21 protein-coding genes are annotated in these 20,390 nt (G+C 65.4%); 13 read left to right on the forward strand and 8 right to left on the reverse strand.

All coding sequences use genetic code 11. The annotated features are described in order from the left end of the window. Nucleotides 1–104: 104 nt before the first annotated feature. The 3 genes from RKE40_RS18820 to RKE40_RS18830 form a co-directional block, all read right to left on the reverse strand. Nucleotides 105–2,387, reverse strand: a complete 2,283-nt coding sequence (locus RKE40_RS18820) for a glycosyltransferase family 4 protein (RefSeq protein ID WP_316019755.1) — start codon at nt 2,385–2,387, stop codon at nt 105–107. Then, nucleotides 2,384–3,340, reverse strand: a complete 957-nt coding sequence (locus RKE40_RS18825) for a class I mannose-6-phosphate isomerase (RefSeq protein WP_316019756.1) — start codon at nt 3,338–3,340, stop codon at nt 2,384–2,386. Before RKE40_RS18825 ends, RKE40_RS18820 begins: the two co-directional genes overlap by 4 nt. A gap of 163 nt (nt 3,341–3,503) precedes the next feature. Then, the gene (locus RKE40_RS18830; protein WP_316019757.1) at nt 3,504–3,767 is read right to left on the reverse strand and encodes a hypothetical protein; all 264 of its coding nucleotides are present in this window, start codon (nt 3,765–3,767) and stop codon (nt 3,504–3,506) included. A 425-nt stretch (nt 3,768–4,192) separates the two neighbouring features. On the opposite strand from RKE40_RS18830, the gene RKE40_RS18835 reads away from it, so the two are divergent. The 13 genes from RKE40_RS18835 to RKE40_RS18895 all read left to right on the forward strand — a co-directional run bounded on the left by RKE40_RS18835 (nt 4,193) and on the right by RKE40_RS18895 (nt 14,721). Further along, entirely contained in the window at nt 4,193–4,417 is a 225-nt protein-coding gene (locus RKE40_RS18835) for a hypothetical protein (protein ID WP_316019758.1), read from the forward strand. Between the two features lie 595 nt (nt 4,418–5,012). Further along, nucleotides 5,013–5,186 (forward strand): hypothetical protein, encoded by a 174-nt coding sequence (locus tag RKE40_RS18840; protein WP_316019759.1) that lies wholly within the window; start codon nt 5,013–5,015, stop codon nt 5,184–5,186. A 284-nt stretch (nt 5,187–5,470) separates the two neighbouring features. Continuing rightward, the gene (locus RKE40_RS18845; RefSeq protein WP_316019760.1) at nt 5,471–6,142 is read left to right on the forward strand and encodes a TetR/AcrR family transcriptional regulator; all 672 of its coding nucleotides are present in this window, start codon (nt 5,471–5,473) and stop codon (nt 6,140–6,142) included. A gap of 63 nt (nt 6,143–6,205) precedes the next feature. Beyond that, nucleotides 6,206–6,940: an SDR family NAD(P)-dependent oxidoreductase gene (locus tag RKE40_RS18850; protein ID WP_316019793.1), complete on the forward strand. Its 735-nt coding sequence runs from the start codon at nt 6,206–6,208 to the stop codon at nt 6,938–6,940. Further along, nucleotides 6,930–8,492: a class I adenylate-forming enzyme family protein gene (locus RKE40_RS18855; RefSeq protein ID WP_316019761.1), complete on the forward strand. Its 1,563-nt coding sequence runs from the start codon at nt 6,930–6,932 to the stop codon at nt 8,490–8,492. The genes RKE40_RS18850 and RKE40_RS18855 overlap by 11 nt, the downstream gene beginning before the upstream one ends. Nucleotides 8,493–8,547: 55 nt before the next feature. Beyond that, complete coding sequence (locus RKE40_RS18860) at nt 8,548–9,729, forward strand: ABC transporter substrate-binding protein (protein WP_316019762.1); 1,182 nt, start codon at nt 8,548–8,550, stop codon at nt 9,727–9,729. A 31-nt stretch (nt 9,730–9,760) separates the two neighbouring features. After that, entirely contained in the window at nt 9,761–10,630 is an 870-nt protein-coding gene (locus tag RKE40_RS18865) for a branched-chain amino acid ABC transporter permease (RefSeq protein ID WP_066474670.1), read from the forward strand. A gap of 1 nt (nt 10,631) precedes the next feature. Then, entirely contained in the window at nt 10,632–11,600 is a 969-nt protein-coding gene (locus tag RKE40_RS18870; protein ID WP_316019763.1) for a branched-chain amino acid ABC transporter permease, read from the forward strand. Continuing rightward, nucleotides 11,597–12,310 carry an ABC transporter ATP-binding protein gene (locus RKE40_RS18875; RefSeq protein ID WP_316019764.1) on the forward strand — a complete coding sequence of 238 codons (714 nt, stop codon included), beginning with the start codon at nt 11,597–11,599 and terminating at the stop codon, nt 12,308–12,310. Before RKE40_RS18870 ends, RKE40_RS18875 begins: the two co-directional genes overlap by 4 nt. After that, a complete protein-coding gene (locus RKE40_RS18880; RefSeq protein ID WP_316019765.1) occupies nt 12,297–13,004 on the forward strand; it encodes an ABC transporter ATP-binding protein in 708 nt (235 codons plus the stop codon). Before RKE40_RS18875 ends, RKE40_RS18880 begins: the two co-directional genes overlap by 14 nt. 3 nt (nt 13,005–13,007) lie before the next feature. Next, entirely contained in the window at nt 13,008–13,784 is a 777-nt protein-coding gene (locus RKE40_RS18885; protein ID WP_316019766.1) for an enoyl-CoA hydratase-related protein, read from the forward strand. Between the two features lie 3 nt (nt 13,785–13,787). After that, the gene (locus RKE40_RS18890) at nt 13,788–14,498 is read left to right on the forward strand and encodes an enoyl-CoA hydratase/isomerase family protein (RefSeq protein WP_316019767.1); all 711 of its coding nucleotides are present in this window, start codon (nt 13,788–13,790) and stop codon (nt 14,496–14,498) included. A 22-nt stretch (nt 14,499–14,520) separates the two neighbouring features. Beyond that, complete coding sequence (locus tag RKE40_RS18895; RefSeq protein ID WP_390893435.1) at nt 14,521–14,721, forward strand: HAD hydrolase-like protein; 201 nt, start codon at nt 14,521–14,523, stop codon at nt 14,719–14,721. A gap of 374 nt (nt 14,722–15,095) precedes the next feature. Here the strand turns inward: RKE40_RS18895 and RKE40_RS18900 are convergent, their stop codons facing one another. The 5 genes from RKE40_RS18900 to ehuC all read right to left on the reverse strand — a co-directional run bounded on the left by RKE40_RS18900 (nt 15,096) and on the right by ehuC (nt 20,311). Beyond that, nucleotides 15,096–16,487 carry an aspartate aminotransferase family protein gene (locus tag RKE40_RS18900; protein WP_316019768.1) on the reverse strand — a complete coding sequence of 464 codons (1,392 nt, stop codon included), beginning with the start codon at nt 16,485–16,487 and terminating at the stop codon, nt 15,096–15,098. A 35-nt stretch (nt 16,488–16,522) separates the two neighbouring features. Continuing rightward, nucleotides 16,523–18,031, reverse strand: a complete 1,509-nt coding sequence (locus tag RKE40_RS18905; protein ID WP_316019794.1) for an NAD-dependent succinate-semialdehyde dehydrogenase — start codon at nt 18,029–18,031, stop codon at nt 16,523–16,525. Nucleotides 18,032–18,166: 135 nt separating this feature from the next. After that, nucleotides 18,167–18,946: an ectoine/hydroxyectoine ABC transporter ATP-binding protein EhuA gene (ehuA, locus tag RKE40_RS18910; RefSeq protein ID WP_316019769.1), complete on the reverse strand. Its 780-nt coding sequence runs from the start codon at nt 18,944–18,946 to the stop codon at nt 18,167–18,169. Then, complete coding sequence (gene ehuD / locus RKE40_RS18915) at nt 18,943–19,635, reverse strand: ectoine/hydroxyectoine ABC transporter permease subunit EhuD (protein WP_316019770.1); 693 nt, start codon at nt 19,633–19,635, stop codon at nt 18,943–18,945. Before ehuD ends, ehuA begins: the two co-directional genes overlap by 4 nt. Before the next feature lie 10 nt (nt 19,636–19,645). After that, nucleotides 19,646–20,311 (reverse strand): ectoine/hydroxyectoine ABC transporter permease subunit EhuC, encoded by a 666-nt coding sequence (ehuC, locus tag RKE40_RS18920; protein WP_316019771.1) that lies wholly within the window; start codon nt 20,309–20,311, stop codon nt 19,646–19,648. Nucleotides 20,312–20,390 lie beyond the last annotated feature (79 nt).

The following is a 20,390-nucleotide window of genomic DNA, read 5'->3' on the forward strand; positions in this document are numbered from 1 at the left end:
CTACGACCCGGGCGGGATCAGGGTGCAGGTGCAAGGCCTGCCGGTTCAGGAAGGTGGCTAGCGGCAAGGCGGCCTCAATTGAGTTTGGGCGGATCGCCAAAGGCTCAGGCGTGCAGGACCCGAAGCGGCGCCAGTTTCGGGCGGTCCCCGGTCATGCGGGAGAGTTGGCGAATTTCGGCGAGGCTGAGAAGGTAGGATACCACGGATTCCCCGCCGCGGTTCTCATTCGGCCGGTCACGGTGCAGGCCGTCGCGGCAGGCGCCGGTTTCCAGATCGACCAGCGGGGTCGACAGATCATTTTCGCCCATGAACCAGGCGAAAGCGCGCATCGCCTCCGCCCGCCATTGCGTGTCGCCATCGGCGCGCCAGGCAGCAAGACAAGCTGAGATGGTCGCCGTGGCCTCCAGGGGCTGCTGGTCGAACGCTTTGGGCGGGCTGAGCCTGTCGCCGAAGCTCTCCGAGCCCACTGGCCGAAACTGACCTGCGGGCGTGCTCTGCACCTCGACCAGCCAGCGCAGCGAGCGCAGGCCGGCCCCGACATAGGCGGGAACCTGCATCGAACGCCCGGTGGCGATCAAGGCCTGCGGCAATCGGGCATTGTCATAAGAGAGGACTTCCTCGAACCAGACCCAGTCCGGCGTCTCGACCGTCGACAGCAGGGCGAGCAGACGGTCAGCCAGCAAGGAGCGCAGCCGGACGGTGGAGGACGGCGCCGCGACCACGGTGCAGTAGGCGTCCAGGCCGAGCAGGGCGAACCCCCAGGCACGGGGCGAGCGGAAGCTATCGACCGTGGGCAGGGCCTCGGCGAACAACGCGGCGGCCCAGCGCCGCCGTGTCGGGCTGATGTCGCTGCGGGCGCATTCGCCGAGAGCCCAGAGCGTCCGGCCATGGCTGTCCTCCGAACCGACCTCCTCGAGCCAGCGTCGATCGAAGCTCATGAAGTTGCGGAAGCGCTGCGCCTGCGGATTCCAGGCATGCTGGACGAAGGAGGCGAACCGCGCTGTCAGAGGCTCGGACAGGTGCTGCTCGCCGGCGCTTCCGAGAAGGCAGGACAGAAGCAGCGCCCGGGCGTTGTCGTCGACGCAGTAGCCATGCGCGCGGTCCGGCACAGAGTGGACGGCGTGCTGGAAGAGGCCAGTGTCGTCGCACATGCAATGGAGATGGTCCGTCCGCAGCTCCGGTGGTGCGGATGGCTGAAGGGGTGGTCTTATCTGCGCTGTCCCAGCAATCACGTTCAGCAAACGGGTACGCCGCGCCGACTCGAATGTGGCGAGATAGCGCTTTGCAGTCTGCTCCCAGGTCATGGACCGGCTGCTGGCATAGGCGCGCCGGCGCATGGCCTGTCGCCTGATCGTGTCGGTCAGCAATCCTGCGATTTCGTCGCCGGTCGCGACGACGTCGCTGAACGGCACCAGCACGCCGCGGCCATCGGCGAGCAGTTCCTGAGCATGCCAATACGGCGTCGAGACGACCGCTTTTCCGAGCCCGAAGCTGTAGGCCAGAGTGCCCGAGGTCATCTGCGCCTCGTTGAGATAAGGCGTCACGTAGACGTCGCACATCGCGATGAAGCCGAGCAGCGTCTCGCGATCGACGAACTGGTCAAGGAAGACGACATGATCCTCGATGCCGAGCTCGTGGACGCGCTTCTGCAGGCCAATGCGATAGGCTTCGCCCTGCTCGCGGACGAGATGAGGGTGGGTGGCCCCCAGGACGACATAGATGGCGTCGGGCCGGCGTCTCAGGATCGACGGCATCGCATCGATCATCACCTCGATGCCCTTATTGGGCGAGAGCAACCCGAAGGTCAGGATCACCGAGCGGCCGGCGAAGCCGAGCCTGGCCTTGGCCTCGTCCGGCTCGACGAAAGCAAAATCGGGGATGCCGTGCGCGATCACCTCGATCTTGTCGGCGGGAAGCCGATAGATGGTGCGCAGCATGTCGCGCCCTTTTTCCGCCATGACGACCACACGGGACGAGGCGTCGACGATCCGCTCCATGACGCCGCGCTGCGCCGGACTCGGCTTTGACAAGACGGTATGGAGCGTGGTGACGACCGGCATCGTCAGGCGTGAGAGCAATCCGGCGACATGCGCGCCCGCCTCGCCGCCGAAGATGCCAAATTCGTGCTGCAGCGAGACGACGTCGAACCGGCCCTCGTTCAGGAAATCGGCAGCGCGCGCATAGTCCTCTATTCGGTCATCGCGGATCTGGAACCCGACGGAACTCGGATAGTCGTACCCGTCGCTATCGTTCATCGCTACGATCGATGTCACCAGATCGGGGGCCGATGCGGCCAGCGCCTGCTGCAGATCGGTGGTGAAGGTCGCGATGCCGCAGCGGCGTGGCAGCGAGTTGCCGATGAAGGCGATCCGGTGAAGTGCGGTCATGCTCGTGCCTCTGTGGTTGGCATCTGCGTATTCGCCCTCGCGGCGAGCAGCAGAGGCCGGTGAATCGTGCTGACGGCCGGGGCGGTCGCATTTCGGACTGCAATCGGCCGAAGAAGGTCATGGCTGGGCAAGGCGGCATCATAGGCGACGAGGCAGGTCAGGCCCGTTCGCCCGGCGGCGAGATGCGTGGTCTCAGCCTGCACGAAGCAGCCTTCGCCCATCTGCGCGCGCCACGGCCCGATCCGGCCCTCTCCAGCGATTACCAGCAGCCAAGTCTCGGCCTGCGCGCGGAGTTCCCATAGCGACTGGGGCGCAAGCTCGAAGCGCTCGAAGCTGAAGAACGCGGTCGCCAGGAGCAGCGTCCTGGCATCACTCAAACGCCGCGTCGGCGCCTGTCTTGCGGCCGGTCCGACATGGGCGACAGCAACACCGGGCTCGATATGAAGCTCGCGTTGGCGACCGTGATCGAACAGGCGGAAGGTCGTGTCGCTGCGCTGCTGAATCTCGGCGAGCACGAGGCCCGGGCCGATCGCGTGTATAGTCCCTGCCGGTACGAAGATGACATCCCCCGCAACAGCGGTTCGCCAGGACAGGCGTTGACAGATTGAACCGTCCTCGATTGCGGCTCGCAGCTGTGCCCGTGAGAGTGACGACTTCAGGCCGACTGCCACCGTGGCGCCGGGCTCGGCTGCGAGCACGTACCAGGCTTCCGTCTTGCCGCGTGCAAGCCCCATCGCGTGGGCAGCGTCGTCATCGGGATGCACCTGGATCGAGAGAGCTTCGCTCGTGAACAGCAGCTTGAATAGCAAGGCGGGATCAAGAGCAGGATCGAGGCGCTGCAACCAGATTTCGCCGATGGCGGCGCCATGATGATCGACCCCACTCCAGGGCTGGAGATCACGTGAGCCCCAAGGCTTTGGGACGGCCTGCAAGCGAACCAGTTCAAGAGCCATGGCAAACTCCAAAGTCGCCGGGCTTCGACAGTTCGACCGGGTTGTCGAACGCTGCTGCGGCGGGGCGGTCGAGGCATGGATATCGTCGAAAGGCAGCGCCGGTAGCGGCTTTGCCTCCCCGAGAGCGGCCGGGCTCCTGCCCGCGGCACTCAGGTCCTGACGGTCAAGACAGCTGCCGGTCTTTTTCAAGGGCCGCTGCGAGGTGAGCCGGCTCGACCGGAACCATCTGATGGAAAGACCCGGCCGCTCCGATAGCCGGCAAATGGACAAAGCCGCCGACACGTCGCCAGGCGAGCCTGAAAGCGCTCTCGATTGTTTCCTCGTCGTAGTCGACCCGGTACTCCCCGGCGGGCAGAGGTGCCTCGAAACCGGGCAGCAGAAACGGGAACGAAAAATGTACGCAGATCTGCGTGGTGCGACTGGTCACGACGGCTTCCTTCCTAAGGTGCGCCCCTGAAGCGTCAGAGATTTCTGACGACACGGTAAGGCGCTCCAGGCAGCCGCCCGTCGCTCGCAATCAGCGATCTCATTGCCGTGGAATCGTGATCTGGATATGGGACGAATTCAGCCTGAAACAAGACATCAAGTAAGATTTATTTTAAAACTCACGCCGAGAATTGTTCTCATAGAATTTTTTCTTATCAAGAATTGCTTTAAAGTGCTGATATCATGGATTATTATTTTGTTTTCTCAGGCAGATTGTTGATTTTAGTTTTACGACGCTCTATCGATCGTGGTTTCAGTAGCCATATTGGAGTCTCGAGTGAGCCGTGTAGGGACCTGCCGGAGTTGGCAGCTCATCATTCCGATGCCCATGCGGCTTTCAGCCCTCGCGCAGAAGGATTTTGAGCCATGGCTCGTCTAATCACGAAGACAGGACAGCGTGCGGAGATGGTCTGTGACATGTCGAAAGAGAGATCTGGCAAGCTCATCTGCGACCCCAACATATTGGCTCTTGCCGACCTTCAAGGCGTTCTGATGCTGGAGACCGACGACGGTGGGCGGTGCCATATCAGGATCACTTCGATCGGCGCGGACCATCTGACATTTGCCGGTCGCATGGTCGAAAGCCTCTGAGACTGGTTCTGCGTCAATCGGCTTCGCATCGAGGCTGGCAACCATTGTCGGGAGCCGCTCGGCGGACCTTGCGGAATGCATCGTCAGCCGAGAATCCGCCAAACACTGACTTCGAGCCGGCAGTTCGGGAATACTGAAAATTCCCCGCTAACAGGACTTCGGAGATCACAATGACAAGCGTCATCTCACACTGGAATTTATACAGGATCTGGCTTTTGAGCCGATACGCGATCTGGCTCGCTTATGGCGGTCTTATTGCAGCGCTGGCACTCGCTTTCGCTGTCGTATCGCATTGACCTGCGTCGGTCGCCAAAATGTTGCGCCCAAGACCGGGGCTTTGGTTCGGTGCTGACTGAGAGCGTCATCAGCGTTGGCAGGGGTACGCGACGATGAGGCTGGCGTCGTCGGCCAAAGTTCATTCGGATTCCGCGGGCGAAATCGTCGGGGTTGGCTTCGTACCCCGAGACGCTGATTGCCGACTAGTCAGGCCGCCGTTTGAAAGGCCTCCAGCTCGTCGCCTGACCGATAAGGCTTCTTAAGGTAGCGAACACTCGCCGGCAGATGGCTTCACCGGGCGCGACACGACCACGATTTCATGGCGGTTCGTCAGGATGGTGAGGGCTTTGTCAGCATGGCCAGTCTCGACCACCTCGAAGCCGGGCTCCGCAATGAAGTCTGCTGCGTCAATCCGGAGCAGGGGCTCGTCTTCGACGATCAGACAACCAGCTTCTTTCAGGCTCGCGGCAAGTTATTGGGTCGCATTGAATAGAATTGCGCGCTTTATCCCTAGCTCTTGGTCGCCGTTGCAGATCGGCCGTCAGCATCACGGGAAGAGAGGACTGATTTTATCGGAAACGTCCGGAATCAGGCGGTCGCACAATGCCCGCTTGTGGCGCATCCACGCAAGGCCCTACCCGGCGGGCCATTTTTCCAGGAATGCTCCTATGGCCCTTCAGAACACGCCAACGACGGCCATGTTGACAATCTTACCGACCGGTAAGTAATGTATCGGCATGGAGCTCGGCGACAGACCGGGCCGCGAGGAAAGGCAAGATGTCTCGATCGATCCCGATCAAGGCGCTTCCGCGTGCGGGAGCGGATGGAAGCCGCGCCGACAGCGTCCGCCGCGTCGTCTATGAGCGCGCGCTGGAGCTCTTCGACAGCAAGGGCTTCCGCGCTACCTCGATGAACGACATCGCCGACGCGTGCGGGGTCAGCAAGCCGGCGATCTACCACTACTACCGCAACAAATCTCACCTGCTGGAGACGCTCTACGAGGACGTCACTGTCGAGTTCTTCAAGACGCAGGAAACGCTTGCGCACTCGCAGGACGACGTGACGGATCGCCTGAGGCGCTTCGTCGAATTGCAGGTTCTCTACAACATCGAGAACAGCCGCTTCCTCACGATTTTCTGGCGCGAGCGCCACGAATTCGATGCAGCGTCGCGCAAGTCGCTCGCAACGCGCGAGCGCGCTTTCGAGAACTGGATCCAGCACATCATCGAGGATGGCCAGCGCTCCGGCGAATTCCGGACGCAGGATCCGAAAATCGCGATGCTCGCGATCCTCGGCCTGCTCTCAACCGTGCATCGCTGGGCGGTCCATTCCGGCCGCACGCCGCAGGAGATCGCAAGCGAACTCAGCGGCATGGTGATCGACGGTGTCGCCAAGGCGCCGAAAGCCGAAAAGCGACCAAGCGGCCGAAAGCGGCCAGGCAGCGCATGAAGCGCGCCGAAGAAAACGCGTCCGAAAAGGACGTTGCCACGGAGGGAACACCAAGTGACATCGATGTTGGAGGACAAGCGCGTCCTCGTCACCGGCGGCGCTAGCGGCATCGGTGCGAGCGTCGCTCGCATCTGTGCCGAGGCCGGAGCCAAAGTCGCAATCCTCGATCTCGACGAAGCAGCAGCCAGTCGCGAGGCGGAGGCGTTGGGTGCGGGGCATGTCGGCCGCGCTTGCGACATCGCCTCCGCAGCCTCCGTTGAGGAGGCCTTCGAGGCTGCAAGCGCGGCGCTCGGCGGCATCGACGCCGTCGTCAACTGCGCCGGCATCTGGCGGCCGTCGTCGGATGGGCCGATCACGCGCGTCACCGACGAGACCTGGGACAAGATCATCGCGGTCAACCTGACAGGCACATTTTATGTCTGCCGCGCGGCGGTGGCCGCGATGGAGAAGCAAGGTGGTGGCGGCAGCATCGTCACGGTCGCCTCCGTCGTCGCGGTCACCGGCTGGGAGAAGCTCAACGCCTACTCGGCCTCCAAAGGCGGCGTTCTCTCGCTGTCGCGCGCGCTCGCCATCGAATGCGGGCCGAAGAACATCCGCGTGAACTGCATCTGCCCCGGCGTCATCGAGACGCCGATGACGCAGAGGACGCTGCAGCACTCCAGGCCGACCGTTCTGCCGATCGGTCGGCTCGGCAGGCCGGAGGACATCGCGCACACAGCCGCGTTCCTGTGCTCGGACTGGTCCTCTTTCACCACCGCCTCCACCGTCATGGTCGATGGAGGCTTCAGTGCAGCCTGAGATCGCCGGCCTGCCCTATCTCCTCGGAGACGTCGTCGCCGACAACATCCGCTGGGCCCCGGACGAGCCCGCTTTGATCTTCGGCGACCGCGTCCGGAGCTGGACCGAGTTCGGCGCCGACATGGCCCGCATCCAGCAGGGTCTGACCGCGCTCGGCATCGGCCATGGCAGCCGCGTCGCGATGCTCGACCGCAACAGCGACGAATACGTCTTGCTCGGCTATGCGCTGGCCGGGATGGGTGCCGTGCTGGTGCCGGTCAATATGTGGCTGCGCGCCAGCGAAATCTCCTACATCCTCAACAACTGCCAGCCGCGGCTGGTCGTGACCAGCTCCGAGTTCCACGCACTGGCGCTGGAGGCCATCGAGCCGCTGGCCGACCGGCCGCAGATCGTGCTGCGCGGTCCGGAGCAGGATGGCGTCGTCACCTTCGCGCAGATGATGGCGATGACGGCGGACAGGCCGGTCTCGAGCGCGACGAGCTGGGACGATCCGCATCTCGTGCTCTACACCTCCGGTACGACCGGCCGACCAAAGGGTGCGATCATCTCGCATCGCCGCACGGTTCTCGATGCGCTCAATGCGCTGCCCGTGTTCGGAATCAAGCGCTCCGAGCGCTTCTTCTGCTACATGCCGCTCTTCCACACCGGCGCCTGGGACTATCTCAAGCTGTACTTCATGCAGCGCGGCGCGGCCTATATCGCCGAGCGCTTCGAGCCCGAAAGCGCTGTGCAGGCGATCGAGAAGCACGCGCTCAACGGCATGTTCGGCGTGCCGCTGGTGCTGCGGCAGATGGTCGAATCCAAGGCCTGGCCAACAAGCGACATGAGCTCGATGAAGCTCATCGCCTACGCCAACTATGATCCCTCGACGCTGATCCTGAAGGTCGTCGAGGCCTTTCGCGAGCGCGGCGCTGCACGGATCGGCATCGCCAACGCCTACGGGCTGACCGAGGGCGGCCCCTATATCTGCATTAACCGGCCGGAGGAATCGCTCGACCAGCCGCTCTCCATAGGTCGGCCGGTGCCGGGCACGCAGGTCGCGCTGCTCGACGAGCACATGAACGAGGTGCCGCAGGGCGAGCTAGGCGAGATCTGCATCCGCTCGCCTGCACTGATGAGCGGTTATCTCAACCGTCCCGAGGCAACGCGCGAAGCCTTCGCTGGTGGCTGGCTGCATACCGGCGATCTCGGGCGGATCGACGAGAAGGGCTTGGTCCATCTCGTCGACCGCAAGAAGGACATGATCCGCTCCGGTGGCGAGAACATCTTTGCCAAGGAGGTCGAGCTGACGCTGATCTCTCACCCGGCCGTGCGCGACTGCGCCGTCTTCGGCCTGCCAGACGACGATTATGGCGAGCGCGTCGTCGCGGCGATCGTGCCCGAGAGCGCGGGCGCGGCCAGCGCGGAAGACCTCATCGCTTACGTCCGCGGCAAGATCGCCGGCTTCAAGGCGCCCCGGCAGATCGTCTTCATGGATGAATTGCCGAAGACCCCGGCCGGCAAGATCAAGAAGCACGAGATCAAGAAGAAGCTGGCGGAAGCTGCGGCCTGAACAGCCACGGACCAGTCGGCCCTATGCATAGCCATAACAAAGGGAGGAAAAGACAATGAAGACGTTCGTCACGACGCTGTCGCTCTGCCTTGCTACCGGCCTTTTCGGGGCCGGCCCGTCCATCGCTCAGGCTCAGGAGATCGCCATCGGCGATCTTCACCCGATCACCGGCCCGGCAACCTTCTACGGCCTGCCCGAGAGCCGGGGCATCCACCTCGCTGCCGAGCAGATCAACGCCGCCGGCGGCGTCAAGGTCGGCGCTACGATTTACAAGATCAGGATCGTCACGGAAGACGATCAGGCGAGCCCGACCGTCGGCGTTGCCGCACTGCGCAAGCTCATGGCGGCCGATGTCCGCTACATCATCGGCCCGCTCGCCAGCGGCGTCGCGCCGGCCCTCAAACCCATCATCGAGCGCAGCGACAAGGTCACGCAGCTCATCGACGGCTCGATCGCCGATGAGCTGACCAACGGCAAGAATATCTTCCGCAACCAGGCGACGGTCAGCGGCTACAACATCGCCGTGGTCGAGTTGTTCAAGGCGCGCAAGTTCGGCTCCGTCGCCGTCATGACCGACCGCTTTCATGCCGGCTTCATGGGCTCGCAGTCCAAGCTCATGGCGGATCTGAAGGGCCTCGGCGCCAATGTTCTCGGCGAGGAATACTACAAGCTCAATGACACCGATTTCTCTGCCGCGCTGACGAATCTCAAGGGCAAGAACCCGGCGGTGCTGCTGATCCGCGGCTATCCGGCGGAAGGCGCTCTCATCACCAAGCAGGCACGCCAGCTCGGCTTCACCGGCCAGGTCGTCTGGGAGATGGTCTCGCCGCCCTCGACGGTGCTGAAGAACATTGCAGCCAGCGAGATGGAGGGCGTGTTCAACTGCATCCCGCCGACCACCGAGGACTACGTCAAGCTCGGCGATGCAAAGGCCAAGGCGCTCGACGCCGCCTATCGTGCGAAGTTCGGCGAGGGACCGGGCGAGCTGACCGGTCTGAGCTTCGACGCCGTCCACATCCTCAAGGCCGCCTTCGAGAAAGCCGGTTCGATAGAGAACGCCGCGGTCAACAAGGCCATGGGCGAACTGAAACTCGCGGATGTCCCGGCGCTGACGACGAAGTACACGGCCCAGCCCGATGGCAGGTTGTTCGACGACAAGGGGCAGGTCGATCTGCGCGGTGTCGTCAGCGTCTGGAAGGGTCAGGGCTGGGAGCCCATGACCAACCTTTCGCAGTGACGCGGCGGCATTGAACGAGAGGCCGCAAGCCATGCTCGAACTCCTGCCTCAACAGCTCGTCAACGGGCTGGCGCTGGGCTCGACCTATGCGCTCGTCGCGCTCGGGCTGACGCTGATCTTCGGCGTGCTGCTGATCCCGAACTTCGCGCATGGCGAGTTCTACATGCTCGGCGCCTTCATCACCTACGCGCTCGTCGCGGCCGGACTGAATTTCTGGCTCGCGATGCTCGTCTCGGTGGTCTGCATAATGGCGATGGGTGGCCTCGTCGATCGGCTGGTCTTCCGGCCGATCGAAACGGCACCCGCGCTCTCCCTGATGATCTCCGCGCTCGCAGCCTCGATCATCCTGCAACAGGTCGCGACCATGATCTGGGGCACGGAGCCGCGCACCATCCCCGCGCCGCTCACCGGTGTCATCCGCACGCCCTTCTTCGCGGTGACACAGCTGCAGCTCGTAGTGATGGCGAGCGTGGCGGCCGCGTTCGGAGCGGTCTGGTTGGTGCTGAACCGCTCGCGGCTTGGCCTCGCCATCCGCGCCACGGCCCAGAACCGTGACGCCGCGATGCTGATGGGCATCTCGATGCCGCAGGTCCGCTTTGCAACCTTCGCCATGGGCGCCGCGCTTGGCGCCATTGCTGGCGCGCTGCTGGGCGCGACCTTCCCGATCTACCCGAGCATGGGTGTCAATCCCGTGCTGAAGGCCTTCGTCGTGCTCGTGTTGGGCGGCATCGGCAGCCTGTGGGGCGCGATCTTCGGCGGGCTGGTGCTCGGCGTCGCCGAGGTGCTGGTTGCCGGCTACATCGCCAGCGAGCTCCAGGACATCGGCGCCTTCGCCATTCTCGTCCTTGTACTGCTGGTCCGGCCGCAAGGCCTGTTCGGCCGTGCCCAGGTGGAGCGCTGACATGATCGCCATGCCGCTCCACAAATCCGTGGCGATTGCCGCGATCGCCTTCGCCCTCGCCGCAGCCGGCACGCTGACGCTCAACGACTATTTCGTCTATGTCGTCACCATCGGCGCGATCTTCGCCACGCTCGCCGTCGCCTTCGACATACTGCTCGGCTTCACCGGCTATCTCTCGCTCGCCCATGGCGCGCTTTACGGCCTCGGCGCCTACGCCTGCGCCCTGCTGACCTCACGCTACGGCCTGTCCTTCTGGGTCGTGTTGCCGCTCTGCGGCGCGCTGACGGGAGCGGCGGGCGCGCTGATCGCGCTGCTGGCCTTCCGCACGCGTGGGCTCTACTTCGCCGTGCTGACGCTCGGCATCGGGCTGATCGGCCATCAGCTCTTTCTGGTGCTGCCGAACCTCACCGGCGGCGTCGGCGGTTTCGTCGGCATTCCCGGCCCCGAACAGCCGGGCTGGCTCGCCGTGCGCGCCACGACCTATTACGCGCTGCTGGCGCTCACCCTGCTGCTCGTAACCTTCATCTGCGCCTTGCTCTTCGTGCGCTCGCGGCTCGGTGCGGAATGCCTCGCCGTCCGCGAGGATCTGACGCTGGCGCAGGCGCTCGGCATCCGTGTTTCCTCGGCACGGCTGGCCGCCTTCACCTTCAGCGCTGTCTTCGCGGGGCTGGCGGGGGCGCTCTTCGCCTCGATCTCCTCCTTCATCGCGCCGGAAAGCTTCACCGTGCTCGGTACAGGTTTCCAGCTCGTCGCGCTTGTCGTCGTCGGCGGTATGGGCACGCTCTGGGGGCCGATCCTCGGCGCGGCGCTTCTGACGGCCCTGCCGGAAGGGCTGCGCGTCGCCGCGACCCTGAGCCTGCTCGCCTATGGCGTGTTGCTGCTGATCTTCATCATCTTCGCGCCACAGGGCATCGCCAGCCTGATCTCGCGTACGGCGCGGCGTATCGGTGGCGGGGGGCGCGAGCCATGAGCCTGCTCCAGATTCGCGACATCGAGGCGCGCTTTGGCGGCGTCGTCGCACTCGGCGGCGTCTCGCTCGATGTGCCCGAAGGCATGATCTTCGGTCTGATCGGCCCGAACGGCGCCGGCAAGACCACGCTGATCAACATGGTCTCGGGACTGATCGCGCCGACCGCCGGGCATATCGTCTTTGACGGCGCGTGCGGCCCCTGGCCGATCGCGCAGACGGTCAGGCGTGGCATAGTGCGCACCTTCCAGCAGACGCGCGCCTTCCTGGGCTTGAGCGTGCGCGAGAACCTGCGCATCGCGACGGTGCATTCGCCCGATCCCGGCAGCATCGACGAGCTGATCGAGGCCTGCAATCTCGGCGACGTGCTCGACCGCACGGCGCGCGACCTGCCCTATGCCACGTTGCGCCATCTCGGCATCGCGCTGGCGCTGGCGCTGAAACCGCGCCTGCTGCTGCTCGACGAGCCTGCGGTGGGACTGACGGCGGGCGAGGTCGAGCGGCTCGGCGCGCTGGTGCGGCGCTGGAACGCGGCCGGCATCACCGTGCTGCTGGTCGAACACAATGTGCGCTTCCTGATGGATGTCTCGCAGCGCGTCGCCGTGCTCGACCGCGGTCGGCTGCTTTTCGAGGGCACGCCCGAGCAATGCCAGGCCGAGCAGAAGGTCATCGACGTCTATCTCGGGCGGAGGGCAGCCGATGCTGACGATTGAAGGCCTGCGCGCCGGCTATGACCGCCTTGAAGTGCTGCATGGGCTCGGGTTTTCGGTCGAGGCCGGCGACCCGACCGTGGTGATGGGCGCCAACGCCGCCGGCAAGACCACGCTCTGCCGCGTTGTCACCGGGTTGATCCCGGTTCGCGCCGGGACGATCCGGCTCGACGGCGAGGACATCACGCGGCTCTCTTCCGCCGACCGTGTCCGGCGCGGCATCGCGCTGGTACCGGAGGGCCGGCAGGTCTTCGGCGAAATGACCGTGCGCGAGAATCTTCGCCTTGGGGCCTATGTCCATGGCGAACCGGCCGCGCGCGACTACGACACCGCCTTCGGCCTGTTCCCGATCCTGCTTGAACGTGAGGGCCAGCGCGCCGGGCTACTCTCCGGCGGCGAGCAGCAGATGCTGGCGCTGGCGCGCGCACTGATGTCCCGCCCGCGCCTGCTGCTGCTCGACGAACCTAGCCAGGGCCTCGCGCCCAAGGCGGTCGAGCAGGTCGCCCATGCGGTCAACCGCATCGCGGAGACCGGGGTCGCCATCCTGCTCGTCGAGCAGAATCTGGCGCTCGCCCAGATGATCGCGCGGCATGCTGTCGTACTCGAGACAGGAAGCTGCGTGGCCGATGGCCGCGCCAGCGAGATCATGGCCTCCAGCGCCATCCAAGACAGCTATCTCGGCAAGAAGAGGAACTGAGTGATGAGCTACGAGAACAAGTTCGTGAAGGTATCGGCCGATCGCGGCCTCGCAGTGGTGACACTCGATCGTCCCTCCGCCAATGCGGTCAGCCTCGAGGTCTATGACGAGTTGCGCCGTACCTTCCACCGCCTCGGCGAGGACAAGCAGATGCGTGTCGCCGTCTTCACCGGCGCTGGCAAAGTCTTCTGCGGCGGCAACGACGTCAACGACTTCGTCGATCTCGATTTCGACCAGGCGACCGAATATCTCGCCCATGTTCGCCTGACCTTCAACGCGATGTATGACTGCCCCGTGCCGATCATCGGCGCGATCAATGGCGGGGCGGTCGGGACCGGCATCGTGCTCGCCTCGCTCTGCGACATCCGCATCGCCTCGGAGAAGGCCCGCTTCGCGCTGCCGGAGATCGATGTCGGGGTGCTCGGCGGCTCCCGTCATGTCATGCGCCTCGCCGGCCAGGGCATGACCCGGCTGATGATGTATACCGGCCGCAGGCTCTCGGCAGCGGAAGCGCTGCAGGCCCATATCGTCGATCAGGTCGTCTCCCCCGATGAACTGATGCCGACCGCAATGGCGCTCGCGGAGGAGATCGCCAGCAAGAGCCCCCCCGCGATCCGCCTCGCCAAGCAGGGCCTGAATCGCACGGAGTTCATGACGCTGAAGGAAGGCTACGAGTTTGAATGCACGCTGACGGCTGCTGTCCGGCGCACGCCCGAGGCCAAGGAAGGTGCGCTCGCCTTCCTTGAAAAGCGTACGCCTTCCTACGCGATCCGGGGCTGAACGATGTTCGATGTCGAGCGCGACGGCGAGATCGCCGTCATCCGCTTCAACAACCCGCCGGTCAACGCCGTCAGCTTCGCCAACTGGGGCACGCTGCCGGGGATCATCGCGCAGCTGGAAAGCGAGGCAATCGCGGCGATGGTCTTCACCGGTTTGCCGCAGAAGCATTTCTGTGGTGGCAATGATTTTCGCGAGTTCGCAGCGCTGACGCCGGAACAGACGCTCGCCGGAACAGGAGCGGTCTGCGGCGGCATGCGCGCCGTCCGCGAGAGTTCGATCCCCGCCATTGCCGCGATCCACGGCGCGGCGATGGGCTCCGGCTTCATGCTCTCCTGCGCCTGCGACATCCGACTGGCGACGCCTGATGCACGACTGGCGCTGCCGGAGGTCAAGGTCGGCGCCTTCGGCGGCTATCGCATCGTGCGCGAGGTGCTCTCGCAGGGCGAGGCGCGGCTCCTGACCTATTCCGGCCAACCGCTCTCGGGCGAGCGCGCCCACCAGATCGGCCTCGTTCAGCAGCTCGCCGACACGCCGGCTCAGGTGCTGGATGCCGCCATCGCGCTGGCACAGGACATGGCCGGGCTGATCAAGGGCCGGCTGCGCGCCGAGATCAAGGATTGCCTCAACCGTGAGGACGAGGAGAGCCTCTGGACCGCCTACCAGTTCGAACGCGACCTCGCGGCGCGCGTCATGGGGCAGGCGAAATCTGAATAACGGCTGGCCCGCTTTCCGACAGATGCTCGGCGGCAAACGAGTGCTGGCCATCGGCGACGGGCTCATGACCGACGTTAAGGGCGCCAACGACTACGGCCTCGACGTGCCACTGATCCTGCAAGGCATCCACGCGGAGGACCTCGAAAAGGCCCCGTCGCGCCTCGCGGAGGTGCTCCGGAGAGAGGCCCTCAAGGCGCGCTATGCCATGGAGTGTCTGGGGTAGTCGCGCAGCAAACCTGCTGCCGCGAAGACGTCCCGGCCCTCCAGTTTCGGTCCGCAGGCGGAGCCAGCGCAACCTGATCGACTGCTTGCCTGCGCCCGGGGCCGACGTTTGGCGGCCGCGCGTCAGCTCCGACAGTTACAACGAACAGCAGGCCTATATCGATGCTGCATTTCGCGCCGGCCACTGACAACCGTGCTCTTTTCAACTGCGCAGTCGGTCAGCGCGGAGAATAGGAGCGATGCCAAAACTTGGGCCACCTGTGCCGCCAGCAATCCTGTGCTGGAACATCGGACTGGCGCTTCGTGAAGGGGGCGACGCTTGACGATACGAGCCGACGAAAGGAATCGGCTTCCCTGGCCCCATGGTCGATTTGGCTACAGTGCGCTTGTCACGGCCTCCACGGCACGCCGCGTCGCATCGACGACTTGGTCGGCCTCCTGCCTCGTCAGGCAAAGCGGCGGCGCGAAGCCGAGGATGTCACCCTGCGGCATGGCGCGGGCGATGACGCCCTGTTCCAGCAGGGCTGCGGCAATGCGCGGGCCGACCTTCTGCGACGCGTCGAAGAAGACGCGGCCATCCTTGTCGCGAACGCATTCGACCGCCGCCAGCAGGCCTTCGCCGCGGACCTCGCCGACATGGCGATGGCCGCCGACCGTATCCTTCAGCGCCGCGTTGAAATAGGCGCCGACCTCGCCGGCATTGCGCACGAGATCGAGCTCGTCGACCAGTTCGAGATTGGCGACGCCGGCGGCCGCGCAGAGCGGGTGCGAGGAATAAGTCCAGCCATGGCCGATCGGGCCGTATTCGTCCGAGCCCTGCTCCAGCACGCGCCAGAATTTCTCCGAGACGATGACGCCGGAGAGCGGCGCATAGGCCGAGGTCAGGCCCTTGGCGATGGTGATGAGATCCGGCTCGATGCCGTAATGGTCGGAGCCGAACATGCTGCCGAGGCGGCCGAAGCCGGTGACGACCTCGTCGGCGATCAGCAGGATGTCGTATTTCCTGAGCACCGCCTGGATCTTCGCCCAGTAGCCGGTGGGCGGCGGCACGATGCCGCCGGTGCCGAGCACGGGCTCGCCGATGAAGGCGGCGATCGTCTCCGGCCCCTCGGCCTGGATCAACTCTTCGAGCTTGTCGGCGCAGTGCTGCGAGAACCGCTCCTCGCTCATGCTGCGGTCGGCGCGGCGGTAGTAGTAGGGCGCCTCGGTGTGGAGGACCGGCGCCTTCGGCAGGTCGAAGAGATTGTGGAAGGCGGAAAGGCCGGTGAGGCTGCCGGTCATCACGCCCGAGCCGTGATAGCCGCGCCAGCGCGAGATGATCTTCTTCTTCTCCGGCCGCTTCAGGACGTTGTTGTAGTACCAGACCAGCTTGAGATTGGTCTCGTTGGCATCCGAGCCGGAGAGGCCGAAGAAGACCCGGCTCATGCCCTTGGGCGCGCGCTCCACCACCATCTTGGCGAGCCTGATGGAGGGCTCGGAGCCATGGCCGACATAGGCGTGGTAATAGGGCAGCTTCGCCGCTTGCTCGGCGATCGCGTCAGTGATGGACTTCCGACCATAGCCGACATTGACGCAGTAGAGCCCGGCGAAAGCGTCGAGGCTCTTTTTGCCGTCACGATCGACGATGTAGACGCCCTCACCACCGGCGATGATCCGGTTCGGCGTCTCGCCGCGGGCATGCTGGCCCATATGCGTCGAGGGATGGAAGAAGTGGTCGCGGTCCCAGGCGTCCAGTTCGTTGTCGGTGCGGGCGGGCTGGTCGAGCATGATAATGATCCTTCGCGAAAACGGGTAGTGGCGCCTCAGTTCAGGTCGAGGCAGACATATTTGAGGTCGGTGAAGGCCTCGAGGCCGTGGCGCGAGCCCTCGCGGCCGAGGCCGGACTGCTTCGTCCCGCCGAAGGGGATCGGCGCGCCGGTGATCTTAACGCGATTGACCGCGACCATGCCGTAGTCGAGCGCCTTGGCCATTCGTGCGGCGCGAGCGCCGTCGCGGGTCACGACATAGGCGGCGAGGCCGTATTCGCTGTCGTTGGCGCGGGCGATGACCTCGTCCTCGCTGTCGAAAGGCGCGATGGCGGCGACCGGCGCGAAGGTCTCCTCGCGCATGATCAGCGCCTGGTCGGGCACATCGGCGAGCACAGTCGGCGCCAGGAAGAGCGGGCCGGGCATGGCACGCTCCGGCGTCAGCCGTTTCGCGCCGCGTGCCAGCGCATCGACGATCTGTGCCTCGGCCTTGCGTTTGGCGGCCGCATGCATCAGCGGGCCGATCTCGATGCTCTCTTCCAGGCCGGAGCCGACGCGCAGCGCCGCGGTCTTCTCGGCGAAGGCGGTGCAGAAGCGCTCGTAAAGGCCGCGCTGCACATAGATCCGGTTGGCGGCGAGGCAATCCTGTCCGGAGGTCGCGAACTTGGCGTCGATGGCGATCGCGACGGCTCGGTCGAGATCGGCATCGTCGAAGACGATCAGCGGGGCATGGCCGCCGAGCTCCATCACCACGCGCTTGACGGTCGCGGCCGCATTGCGGGCGACGATCCGGCCGATCTCGGTCGAGCCGGTAAAGCTGACGGCGCGCACCCTCGTATCGGCGCAATAGGTCTCGGCGATCGGCGCGGCCTCGCCGGTGACCACATTGAACACGCCGGCCGGCAGCCCGGCGCGGTCGGCGAGCTCGGCCAGCGCCAGCGCCGAGAGCGGCGTATGCGAGGACGGGTGGGCGACCACGGTGCAGCCGGCGGCGAGCGCGGCCGCAGCCTTGCGCGTCAGCATGGCGGAGGGGAAGTTCCAGGGCGTCAGCAGGGCGGCGACGCCGACCGGCTCGCGCGACAACGACATCTGCGCGCCCGGGAGATGGCTGGTCACGCCCTCGGCGTTCACCCGCAGCGCCTCTTCGGCGTAATAGGCGATGAAATCGGCGGCGTAGGCGATCTCGCCCCGCGATTCCGCCAGCGGCTTGCCCTGCTCAAGCGTCATCAGCAGCGCGAGGTCCTCGGCGACCGCCAGCATCGCCGCATGCCAGCGCCGCAGCAGCGCGGCACGCTCCTGCGGCAGCAGCGCCTTCCAGGCTGGGAAGGCGGCGTGAGCCGCGTCGATCGCCTGCGTCGCTTCGGTCGCGCCGAGCGCTGCGACCTGCGCAACGAGGCCGCCAGTCGCAGGATCGGTCACCAGGAAGGTCTCGCCATCCGGGGCGGCGGTCCAGCGCCCGCCGACATAGGCAAGCTGCCGCAAGAGACGGCGATCGGTCAGGCGCGCGAGGCCGGGATGCTCGGCCGGCTTCGCGATCGTCGCTTCCCGTCTTGCCGTGCTCGTCATTGCGTTCATGACCATCCTCCGTCGCTTGACGACGAGGCTAGGCGGAAGGCTGGCGAGACTGTCTTCGAAGTGCCGGCTGCGCACCGAGACAGTCTCGGAAGTTCGGGGCGGTGCCGATAGATCGTCGGCGCCGCTTCAGCCCAGCACCGAGGCCAGGAATTCGCGCGTGCGCGGCTGCTCGGGCGCGCTGAAGATGCGTTCCGGTTCGCCCTGCTCGCAGATGCGGCCCTTGTCGAAGAAGCAAACCCGGTCGGAGACCTCGCGGGCGAAGCGCATCTCGTGGGTGACGAGCAGCATGGTGAGGTCGTGCTCGCTGGCGAGCCCGCGAATGACCGAGAGAACCTCGCCGACGAGCTGCGGATCGAGCGCCGAGGTCGGCTCGTCGAAGAGGAGCACGCGCGGCCGCATGGCGAGCGCGCGGGCGATGGCGACGCGCTGCTGCTGGCCGCCGGAGAGCTGGGCGGGAAAATGGTCCTTCTTGTCGGCGAGCCCGACCATGGCGAGCAGGTCGACGGCCCGGCATTCGGCTTCGCCACGCGGCAGACCGAGCACCCGCACCGGCGCCTCGACGACATTGCGCAGCACGGTCATGTGCGGGAACAGGTTGAAGCTCTGGAAGACCATGCCGACATGGCTGCGGATCTGGCGCAGATGCCCGTCTGAGGCCTTGAACGGGCCGCCGGCATTCGGCTCGTGATAGGGCATGCCGGCGAGCGTCAGCCGGCCCTCCTGAAAGGGCTCCAGCGTCATCAGGATGCGCAGCACCGTCGACTTGCCCGAGCCGGACGGGCCGATCAGCGTGACCTTCTCGCCGCGGGCGACGCTGAAGTTGAAATCGTCGAGCACGGTCAGCGCTCCGAAGCGTTTGGTCACGCCGGCGAACTCGATGATGGGCGGCTGGGAAGTCTCGGTCATCGCAGCGGGATCCCTGCTTTCGGCAGCGCCTTCTGCAGCCGGTGCAGGCCGGCCGAGCAGATCAGCGTGAGGAGGAGGAAGATCAGGCCGACCAGCGTCAGCGGCACGAGATATTCGAAGGTGCGCTCGCCGATCATGTTGGCGAGCCCCATCATCTCGAGGACGGTGACGACGGAGAGCACCGGCGTCTCCTTGATCATGGCGACGAGATAATTGCCCATCGCCGGCAGGATGCGCGGCACGATCTGCGGCACGACGATGTCGCGATAGGTCTGCAGCCGGGAGAGGTTCAGCGCGGTCGCCGCCTCCCATTGCCCGCGCGGCACAGCCTCGATGCCGCCGCGATAGACCTCGGAGGTGTAGGCCGAGTATTGCAGCCCGAGCGCAAGCGCTCCGGTGAGGAAGGCCGGCAGGGTGATGCCGTAGTCCGGCAGCACGTAATAGAGGAAGAAGAGCTGCACCAGGAGCGGCGTGTCCCGCAGGAACTCGACGACGATGGCCGTCGTCCAGGATACGGCCGTGATGCGGCTGCGCCGCAGCAGCGCAAAGACGAGGCCGAGAACCAGCGCGATTGCAAACCCGGCCACGGCGGCCTGCAAGGTCACGGTGAGCCCGATCAGGATGATCGGCAGGATCGAGGACGCGTAGGTCAGCGGCGTCGTCGTATCCCATTCGAAGCCGTACATCATGCGCGGCCCCTCACGAATGCGCCGCGCGCGGGAAGGCGGCGCCGCGCCGGATAAGCCGTTCGATCAGCCGCATGATCAGCATCAGCACCAGCGACATCGCGAAATAGCCGACCAATGTCAGGCTGTAGACGCCGGCGCTGTCGAGGGTGAGGTTTCGGATCGACTGCGCCCGGAAGGTCAGGTCGGCGATCGAGATCAGCGAGACAAGCGAGGACAGCTTCAGGGTCTCGATGGCGAGGTTGCCGAAGGCCGGCATCATCTCGACCAGCGCCTGCGGCAGGGAGATGTGGATCAGCGTCTGGGCGCGGCCGAAATTCAGCGCCCGTGCCGCCTCGTGCTGCTGGACGGAGACCGACTGCAACGCGCCGCGGACGATCTCTGAGCCATAGGCACCGACATGCAGTGAGAGCACCAGGATGCCGGTCGCGACGGGCTCGAAGCTGATCCCGACGAGCGGCAGCGCATAATAGAACCAGAACAGCTGGACGAGCAGCGAGGTGCCGCGGAACAGCTCGGTGTAGCAGAGCGCGACCAGCGAGAGCACGCGCCCGCCCTCGACGCGAGCGATGCCGGCCGCGAAGGCGGCGACGGCACCGATCGCGATCGCCGACAGTGTGATCCCGGCGGTGATCAGGGCACCGCGCGACAAGGCGGGCAGATAGGACAGCCACTCCATCCGGCAGGCTCCGCGACAGCGTTGAACAGGCGTGGAGCTTCACCCGCCGCGGGGGGCGGGCGAAGCGATGTCTGTCAGA

It is taken from the genome of Allobosea rubneri, assembly GCF_032464875.1.
In the GTDB taxonomy this organism is placed as follows: Bacteria; Pseudomonadota; Alphaproteobacteria; order Rhizobiales; family Beijerinckiaceae; genus Allobosea; species Allobosea rubneri.